This window comes from Pseudonocardia bannensis (assembly GCF_012911875.1).
Lineage (GTDB): Bacteria > Actinomycetota > Actinomycetes > Mycobacteriales > Pseudonocardiaceae > Pseudonocardia > Pseudonocardia bannensis.
In genome coordinates, this window is record NZ_JAAXKZ010000080.1 from 19,844 (window position 1) to 28,108 (window position 8,265).

The following is an 8,265-nucleotide window of genomic DNA, read 5'->3' on the forward strand; positions in this document are numbered from 1 at the left end:
GGCGGGACGGGGCGATCAGGCCCCGAGCGGCGGACCCGCGGGCGGGGCGACGTCGGTCGCCGGCACCCCGGCGGGGAGCTTGGTGAACGGCTCGGTCCCGAGGGCGAGCTCGATGTAGCCGGCGTCGCCGTGGGCGTTCGCGTAGGTCAGCGCGCGGCTGATGTCGCTGAGGCCGTTGCTGACCGGCAGCGGCGCGAGGTTGAGCGTGGACAGCAGGCCGACCGCCTTGCCCTCGCCGTCGAGGTAGGCGCTCCCGGAGTCGCCGGGGACACCGGGGGAGACGGTGTAGACCTCGTGACCCCAGCCGTCACCGACATCGGCGGCGCTGGCGCCCGCCTTCGGGCTGAGCGCGGTGATGCCCTGGCGCACCGGCGAGTTCCCGTAGGAGAAGACCTCGGCGCCGGGGGGCAGGCCCTGGGTGTTGATGCCGGTCGGGCCGCCGAAGAACGGCACCGACGGGTTGACCTTGTCGACGTCGGCCGGGTCGATCTCGACCAGCGCGAAGTCGTTGAACGAGCAGGCGTTCGGGTCGGTCTCCCCGCGCTCCTGCATGGTGATCCAGGAGCTGTAGACCATCGTCCCGGGCACGCTCGCGCCGGTGATCTCGACCTTCGTGCCCAGCGGCATGGTTCCGGAGTCGCAGCCGTTGGTCTCGGTGGCCTGCCCGGTGCCCGCGCAGTGCGCGGCCTGGCCGAGGAGGACGCGGTCCCCGCTGGTGAACACGAAGTTGCTGGTGCAGGACCCGCCGCCCTCGGTGACGGTCAGTACGCCGGGGTGGATCGTCGCGGACGAGGCCGGCGCCCAGCCGTCGGACGCCGTGGCCTGGGCCGGCTGCACGTCGGCGGGCTGGGCGGTCGCGGTGGCCGGGAGCGCGAACGCCCCCGCGACCACCACACCCACGGTCACGGCGGTCGCCGCGATCCCGCGCAGTCGCATCCCGGACCTGACACTCATGTGTTCTCCCCGCCGCCACGGACGGAACGACCCGTCCGACGCTCGCTCGTCGGCTGTTAACGACGATGCCGGTCAGTGGGATACCCCACGTTCCGGTGATCGTCTCGGATACCGGGACAGGCTTCCCTCGGTCCGGCCGGGCGCGCGACGACCACCCGGGGGAACACGGACGGGCATCCGGACGTTGGCCCACACGTATCCACCTCGGCGTTCGCCGGTCGGAGCCGTGACGCGGGTCAGCCGTGGGGCGGCTATCCTGGCGGACTCGGGGCCGGCTGGTGCATCCGCGATTCGCGGTTCGCAGCCGGAGAATCTCTCCAGGGAGGGTGAAGGCCACCAGGCCGAAGCTGCATGGACCGCAAGCGTCTGCTCCGCAACCCGCTGATCTGGATCCTCGCCGCGATCCTGATCTACGCTACGTTCAGCGTGCTGTTCGACGACACCCGCGGTTACACGCAGGTTCCGACGTCGACCGCGCTGACGCAGATCGCCGACGGCAACGTCAAGGACGCGCTCGTCGAGGACAAGGAGCAGCGGCTCCGGCTCACGCTCAACAACCCCATCGAGGGTTCGACCCAGATCATCACGCAGTACCCCGCCCAGGCGGCGGGGCAGATCTTCACCTCGTTGCAGGAAGCCGGCAGCAAGCCGACGTTCAACACGGCGGTTCGCCAGGACTCGTTCCTGGTCACGATGTTGATCTACCTGATCCCGCTGGGCCTGGTGCTCCTCATCCTGTTCTGGATGATGAACAACGCCCAGGGTGGCGGGAACCGGGTGATGTCCTTCGGCAAGTCGAAGGCCAAGCAGCTGTCCAAGGACATGCCCAAGACCACGTTCGGCGACGTCGCCGGCGCGGACGAGGCCGTCGAGGAGCTGCACGAGATCAAGGACTTCCTGCAGAACCCGGCGCGCTACCAGGCGCTCGGTGCGAAGATCCCGAAGGGCGTGCTGCTCTACGGCCCGCCCGGTACCGGCAAGACCCTGCTGGCCCGCGCGGTCGCCGGCGAGGCGGGCGTGCCGTTCTACACGATCTCGGGTTCCGACTTCGTCGAGATGTTCGTCGGCGTCGGTGCCTCCCGGGTGCGTGACCTGTTCGAGCAGGCCAAGCAGAACGCCCCGTGCATCATCTTCGTCGATGAGATCGACGCGGTCGGCCGCCAGCGTGGCGCCGGTCTCGGCGGTGGTCACGACGAGCGCGAGCAGACCCTCAACCAGCTGCTCGTCGAGATGGACGGGTTCGACGCCCGTGGCGGCATCATCCTGATCGCGGCCACGAACCGGCCGGACATCCTGGACCCGGCGCTGCTGCGCCCGGGCCGGTTCGACCGGCAGATCCCGGTCGGTGCCCCCGACCTGGCCGGTCGCAGGGCCATCCTCGCCGTGCACGCGAAGGGCAAGCCGTTCGAGAACGACACCGACTTCGACGGTCTGGCCAAGCGGACCGTCGGGATGTCGGGCGCCGACCTGGCCAACGTCATCAACGAGGCCGCCCTGCTCACCGCTCGCGAGAACGGGACGCTGATCAACGGTGCGGCGCTGGAGGAGGCGGTCGACCGCGTGGTCGGCGGCCCCCGGCGCAAGACCAAGATCATCTCGGAGCAGGAGAAGAAGATCACCGCCTACCACGAGGGCGGGCACGCGCTCGCCGCGTGGGCGATGCCGGACCTCGAGCCGGTGTACAAGCTGACGATCCTGCCCCGCGGGCGGACCGGCGGGCACGCGCTCGTCGTCCCCGAGGACGACAAGGGCCTGATGACCCGCTCGGAGATGATCGGGCGGCTGGTGTTCGCGATGGGTGGCCGCTCGGCGGAGGAGCTCGTCTTCCACGAGCCCACCACCGGGGCCTCCTCCGACATCGACCAGGCCACCAAGATCGCGAAGGCGATGGTCACCGAGTACGGCATGAGCGCCCGCCTGGGCGCCGTCCGCTACGGCCGTGACCAGGGCGACCCGTTCCTGGGCCGCTCGATGGGCCACCAGGCCGATTACTCCCTCGAGGTCGCGCACGAGATCGACGAGGAGGTGCGCGCGCTCATCGAGGCCGCGCACACCGAGGCCTGGGACATCCTCAACACCTACCGGGACGTCCTGGACGACCTGGTCTTCGAGCTCCTCCAGAAGGAGACGCTGACCCGGACCGACCTGGAGCGCATCTTCGACCGGGTGGAGAAGCGGCCGCGGATCACCGCGTTCAACGACTTCGGCGGGCGTACCCCGTCGGACAAGCCGCCGATCCTGACCCCGGCCGAGCAGGCGCGCGAGCGAGGCGAGCCGTGGCCGCCGCACACCGAGCCGGCGCGCGAGCCGGCCCCGGTGGGCTCCTACCCGGGCGGTTCCCCCAACGGCCTGCCCACCCCGGGCCCGAACGGCGGGCCGGTCCCGCAGCCGGGGCCGAACGGCGGGTACCCGGGCCAGCCCCCGTTCCCGACCGCGTTCCCCGCTCCGCCGAACGGGCAGGGCGACAACCAGGGCTGGTCCAACGGTCCCGGCCCGGCCGCCCCGCAGCCGGGCCAGCCGAACTCGGTGCCGCCCAACTACGGCGCCCCGCCGGACTGGCGGCCCGCCACCACGCCGGCGGGCCAGGAATGGCCGCCGTCGCAGTGGCAGCCGCCGCAGCAGGCCCAGCAGCCGGGCCGGCACGGGCAGCCGGAGCGGTTCGGCCATGGCCAGCACGGCACTCCCCACTCCGACGACGGTCACGCCATGGACGGCGCTCCGGGTGCGGACGGCCATGAGCCCGGCGCGACGCCGGGCCCGGACACGGGCGGCAGGAACTGAACGCGGACAACCCCGGCGGCACCACCGCGGCCTCGGCTGCCGCAATGAACGGCCACCGGGGTGTCGACCGGAAGCGTGCCGAGGCGGCGATCCGCGAACTGCTCATCGCGTGCGGGGAGGACCCGGACCGGCAGGGCCTCCAGGAGACCCCGGCCCGGGTCGCCCGCGCGTACGAGGAGATGTTCGCGGGCCTCTACACCGATCCCGACGCCGTCCTCGACAAGACGTTCGACGAGGACCACCAGGAGCTCATCCTGGTCAAGGACATCCCGATGTACTCGACCTGCGAGCACCACCTGGTGCCGTTCCACGGCGTCGCGCACGTCGGGTACATCCCGTCGTGCACGGGCCGGGTCACCGGGCTGTCCAAGATCGCGCGTGTCGTCGACCTGTACGCCAAGCGTCCCCAGGTGCAGGAACGGCTCACCGGCCAGGTGGCCGACGCGCTGGTCCGCAAGCTCGACCCGCGCGGTGTCATCGTCGTGATCGAGGCCGAGCACCTGTGCATGGCGATGCGGGGGATCCGCAAGCCCGGGTCGCGCACCACCACGTCGGCGGTCCGCGGGCTGTTCCAGAGCTCGCCGACGTCCCGGTCCGAGGCGCTGTCGCTGATCCGGGGCAGGTGATCGGCATGGGGGGGTCCGGTCGCGAGGGAGTCGCGCTGCCGCAACCCGGCCGTTGCGCCGTGGTCGGGGTGCTCAACGTGACGCCCGACTCGTTCTCCGACGGTGGCCGCTACCTGGACCGGGACCACGCCGTGGCGCACGGGGTCGCGATGCGCGACTCCGGCGCCGACCTGGTCGACATCGGTGGTGAGTCGACCCGCCCCGGCGCGGGGCGGGTCGACGCCGACACCGAGAAGGCCCGCGTGGTCCCGGTCATCCAGGAGCTGGTCGCCGAGGGTGTCCAGGTCAGCGTGGACACCTCGCGCGCCGCGGTGGCCGAGGCCGCCGTGGCGGCCGGAGCGACGGTGGTGAACGACGTCTCCGGCGGGCTGGCCGACCCGCGCATGGCCGCGGTCGTGGCCGATGCCCGGGTGCCGTGGATCCTCATGCATTGGCGGGGCCACAGCGACCGGATGAACGCGCTGGCCAGCTACGAGGACGTGATCGGCGAGGTCCGGGCCGAACTGGTGGCCCGGGCCGACGCCGCGGTGATGGCGGGGGTGGACCCGGACCGGATCGTCCTGGATCCGGGTCTCGGCTTCGCCAAGACCGCCGCCCACAACTGGGCTCTGCTGCGCCGTCTCGACGTGCTGATCGCGCTGGGCTTCCCGGTACTGGTGGGGGCTTCGCGCAAGCGTTTCCTGGGACAGTTGCTCGCCGAGGCGGACGGCACCGTGCGGCCGCCCGACGGTCGCGAGGTCGCCACCGCCGCCATCAGCGCGCTGGCCGCCAACGCGGGTGCCTGGGGGGTGCGGGTGCACGACGTGGCCGGGTCGATGGACGCCGTCGCGGTGGCCACCGCGTGGCGCCTCGGCGCCTCCCGCGCGCGCACCGGCCAGTGGCCCGGCGGAGCAGGTTCATGACCGACCGCATCGAGCTGCGCGGGCTGAAGGTCCGCGGCCACCACGGTGTGTTCGACCACGAGCGCCGCGACGGGCAGGACTTCATCGTCGACGTGACGGTCTGGATCGACCTGGACACGGCCGCCGCGTCCGACGACCTGGCCGACACCCTCGACTACGGCGCCCTCGCCCAGCGGGCCGCCGCGATCGTCGGCGGGGAGCCGTGCAAGCTCATCGAGACCGTCTCCGCCCGCATCGCCGAGGACGTGATGACCGACGAACGAGTGCACGCCGTCGAGGTGAAGCTGCACAAGCCACAGGCCCCGATCCCGCTGGATTTCGCCGACGTCGCGGTGGTCGCCCGCCGCTCGCGGCGCAACAGCGGCCGGATCGTCCCCGCATGACCCCGCGAGTCGGCCCTTCCGGGAGCGCGAGTCGGCCCTCCCGGGGGGCCGAGCCGGCACATCCGGGAGGACGTTCCCGATGAGTCGCGCCGTCCTGTCCCTCGGGTCCAACCTCGGCGACCGGTTCGCGTACCTGCGGTCCGCGGTCGCCGACCTGGCCGACGTCCTCGTCGCGGCCTCGCCGGTCTACGAGACGGCCCCCTGGGGCGGGGTGGAGCAGGACGACTTCCTCAACGCGGTCCTCGTCGTCGACGACCCGGATACCGACGCGTGGGGCTGGTTGCGCCGCGGCCGTCGCCTCGAGGACGCCGCGGGCCGGGTCCGGGAGATCCGCTGGGGTCCGCGGACCCTCGACGTCGACGTGGTCACGGTGGCCGACGGCGACGGCGACGTCCACAGCGACGACCCGGAGCTGCTGCTCCCGCATCCCGGCACCCCGGAGCGCGCCACCGTGCTGCTCCCGTGGCTGGACGTGGACCCGGACGCGGTGCTGCCCGGGCACGGGCCGGTCCGTGCGCTGCTCGACGCCCTGCCGGCGGCGGACACCGCCGGCATGCACCGCCGCGACGACCTGAGCTGGGGCCTGGGCCGGGGCCGCGCGCGATGAAGCCGACCCGGGTGCGCGATCTGGTCGTCGCGGGGCTGGTGGCGGCGTTGCTGGCGAACCTGCTGGTCCGGCTCAGCTACGGGTCCCTGCCCGCGTTCCCGGCCGCCGCGGGGGTGACCCTCGGCCTACTGGGCCTCGCGGAGGTGGTCGCCGGCAACGTGCTGCGGGCCCGTATCCAGCGCCGTCCGGGCGCCCGGCCGGTGCAGCCGCTCGTCGCCGCCCGCGCGGTCCTGGTGGCGCAGGCCTCGGCGCTGGGCGGGGCGGTCGTGGCGGGCCTGTGGGCCGGGCTGCTGTCCTACGTCCTGCCACGCAGCGCCGAGGTGGACGCGGCGGCGGGCGACGCGACCGCCGCCGGGATCGGTCTGCTCTGCGCGATCGGCCTCGTCGCGGGCGCGCTGTGGCTGGAACGCTGCTGCCGCACCCCGGACGACCCCGACCGGGGCGGACCCGCCGAGGACACCGACGGCCGCTGAGCGGACCGCCGGTGACTGCGCGGCCGTGGGTGATCGCCCGTAGGCTTCCCAGGCATGGCGCAGTCGATGCCGGTGCCGGCTCGCACCCAGCAACGTCGCGGTGTGCTCGCACCCGTGGCGGGTCTGGTCGCGCTCGCCGTGTGCGGGCTGGTGGTGCTCGGGCTGGTCGGCCGGTCGGTGGGTACGGGCGCCGTCGTCGTCGGGGCGCTGTGTGCCCTGCTGCCGGTCGGTCCGGTGGTCGCGGCCTTCCTGTGGGTCGACCGCTGGGAGCCCGAGCCGCCCCGGCTGCTGTTCGTCGCCTTCCTCTGGGGGGCCTGCTTCGCCGCGCTGTCGGCACTGCTGATCAACAGCAGTGCCGCGCTCGCCGCCGACGACCTGCTCGGCAAGGGCAGCGGAGACCTGCTGGGTGCGACCGTCATCGCCCCGGTGGTCGAGGAGGCGATGAAGGGGCTGTTCCTGGTCGGCCTGCTGGTCTTCCGGCGCCGCGAGTTCGACGGCATCGTCGACGGCATCGTCTACGCCGGGCTGGTCGCCGCCGGGTTCGCCTTCACCGAGAACATCCTCTACCTCGGGCGGGCGTTCGCCGAGGACGCGATGGTCGGTCAGAGCGGCGGCGTACTGGCGGTGCTGCTGCTTCGCGGTGTGTTCTCGCCGTTCGCGCACCCGCTGTTCACCGCGATGATCGGGATCGGAGCGGGCATCGCGGCCGGCAGCCGCAGCACGGCCGTGCGGGTGCTGGCGGTGCTCGTCGGGTACCTGCTGGCCGTCGCCCTGCACGCGCTGTGGAACGGCTCCGCGACGCTGTTCGGCGGCACCGTCTTCATGGGTGTCTACGGCTTCGTGATGGTGCCGGTCTTCCTGGCCATGATCGCGCTGGTGATCTGGCAGCGCCGCCGCGAGCAACGCATCGTCGCCGGCCAGCTGCCCGGGTTCGCCCAGGCGGGCTGGATCGCCCAGAGCGAGGTCGAACTGCTGTCGAGCCTGGCCGGGCGGCGCGGCTGGCTCTCCGCGGTCAAGCGGCGCTCCGGCAAGGCGGCCGCCCGCGCGGTGGCCGACTACCAGGCCGCGGTGACCGAGCTGGCGTTCCTGCGCGACCGGATCGCGCGGGGCACGGTGCGGGAGAGCGCCCACGATCGGCACGACGCGATGGTGGGCGCCGTCGCCGGGACCAGGGCGCGTGCCGTGGGCATGCCCGACGCGCTCACGGCCGCGTGGCGCCGGACGCCGCCGCCCGGGTGGCGCCCGCCCCCGCAGCTCCCACCGCCCGGCGACGGCGGGTCGCCCCGGCGGAGCGGGCCGTGGGGGCCGCACGGCCCTCCCGGCCCGGGTGGGCCGCCCTGGCAAGGTCCGCCGGCCCAGCCCGGCCGCGGACCGTACCCCGGTCCCCCGCCGCAGCCCGGTTCCGTTCCGCCGGGTGCCCCGGGACAGCCCGGCTCCGTTCCGCCGGGTGCCCCGGGACAGCTCGGTACTCCCCCCTCGAGTGCTCCCGGACAGCCCGGCTTCCCGAGTGGCCCGCCGCAGCCGTCGCCCCCCGGGGCC

At 73.4% G+C, this 8,265-nt stretch carries 8 protein-coding genes; 7 read left to right on the forward strand and 1 reads right to left on the reverse strand.

Annotated elements, in window-relative coordinates:
* Window positions 1-15 precede the first annotated feature (15 nt).
* Window positions 16-954 (reverse strand): chymotrypsin family serine protease, encoded by a 939-nt coding sequence (locus HF519_RS19670; protein ID WP_169414444.1) that lies wholly within the window; start codon window positions 952-954, stop codon window positions 16-18.
* A 351-nt stretch (window positions 955-1,305) separates the two neighbouring features.
* Here HF519_RS19670 and ftsH point away from each other — a divergent pair, with 351 nt between their 5' ends.
* From ftsH to HF519_RS19705, 7 genes are all read left to right on the forward strand, one after another.
* Window positions 1,306-3,735, forward strand: coding sequence for an ATP-dependent zinc metalloprotease FtsH (gene ftsH / locus HF519_RS19675; RefSeq protein ID WP_169414445.1), 2,430 nt, complete (start codon window positions 1,306-1,308; stop codon window positions 3,733-3,735).
* A gap of 44 nt (window positions 3,736-3,779) precedes the next feature.
* The gene (gene folE, locus HF519_RS19680) at window positions 3,780-4,361 is read left to right on the forward strand and encodes a GTP cyclohydrolase I FolE (RefSeq protein WP_169414446.1); all 582 of its coding nucleotides are present in this window, start codon (window positions 3,780-3,782) and stop codon (window positions 4,359-4,361) included.
* Window positions 4,362-4,366: 5 nt separating this feature from the next.
* The gene (gene folP / locus HF519_RS19685) at window positions 4,367-5,263 is read left to right on the forward strand and encodes a dihydropteroate synthase (protein WP_169414447.1); all 897 of its coding nucleotides are present in this window, start codon (window positions 4,367-4,369) and stop codon (window positions 5,261-5,263) included.
* Entirely contained in the window at window positions 5,260-5,646 is a 387-nt protein-coding gene (folB, locus tag HF519_RS19690) for a dihydroneopterin aldolase (protein ID WP_169414448.1), read from the forward strand. Before folP ends, folB begins: the two co-directional genes overlap by 4 nt.
* 79 nt (window positions 5,647-5,725) lie before the next feature.
* A complete protein-coding gene (folK, locus tag HF519_RS19695) occupies window positions 5,726-6,253 on the forward strand; it encodes a 2-amino-4-hydroxy-6-hydroxymethyldihydropteridine diphosphokinase (RefSeq protein WP_169414449.1) in 528 nt (175 codons plus the stop codon).
* Entirely contained in the window at window positions 6,250-6,726 is a 477-nt protein-coding gene (locus HF519_RS19700) for a DUF3180 domain-containing protein (RefSeq protein ID WP_169414450.1), read from the forward strand. The genes folK and HF519_RS19700 overlap by 4 nt, the downstream gene beginning before the upstream one ends.
* Before the next feature lie 54 nt (window positions 6,727-6,780).
* Window positions 6,781-8,265 (forward strand): PrsW family intramembrane metalloprotease (locus HF519_RS19705; protein WP_169414451.1); only part of this gene is annotated, 1,485 nt, incomplete at its 3' end.

What these genes read in the sequence shown, in the direction of transcription:
- ftsH (WP_169414445.1), top strand. Translation starts at nt 1,306, where the DNA reads ATGGACCGCAAGCGTCTGCTCCGCAACCCGCTGATCTGGATCCTCGCC.
- folE (WP_169414446.1), top strand. Translation starts at nt 3,780, where the DNA reads ATGAACGGCCACCGGGGTGTCGACCGGAAGCGTGCCGAGGCGGCGATC.
- HF519_RS19670 (WP_169414444.1), bottom strand. Translation starts at nt 954, where the DNA reads ATGAGTGTCAGGTCCGGGATGCGACTGCGCGGGATCGCGGCGACCGCC.
- folP (WP_169414447.1), top strand. Translation starts at nt 4,367, where the DNA reads ATGGGGGGGTCCGGTCGCGAGGGAGTCGCGCTGCCGCAACCCGGCCGT.
- folK (WP_169414449.1), top strand. Translation starts at nt 5,726, where the DNA reads ATGAGTCGCGCCGTCCTGTCCCTCGGGTCCAACCTCGGCGACCGGTTC.
- HF519_RS19700 (WP_169414450.1), top strand. Translation starts at nt 6,250, where the DNA reads ATGAAGCCGACCCGGGTGCGCGATCTGGTCGTCGCGGGGCTGGTGGCG.
- folB (WP_169414448.1), top strand. Translation starts at nt 5,260, where the DNA reads ATGACCGACCGCATCGAGCTGCGCGGGCTGAAGGTCCGCGGCCACCAC.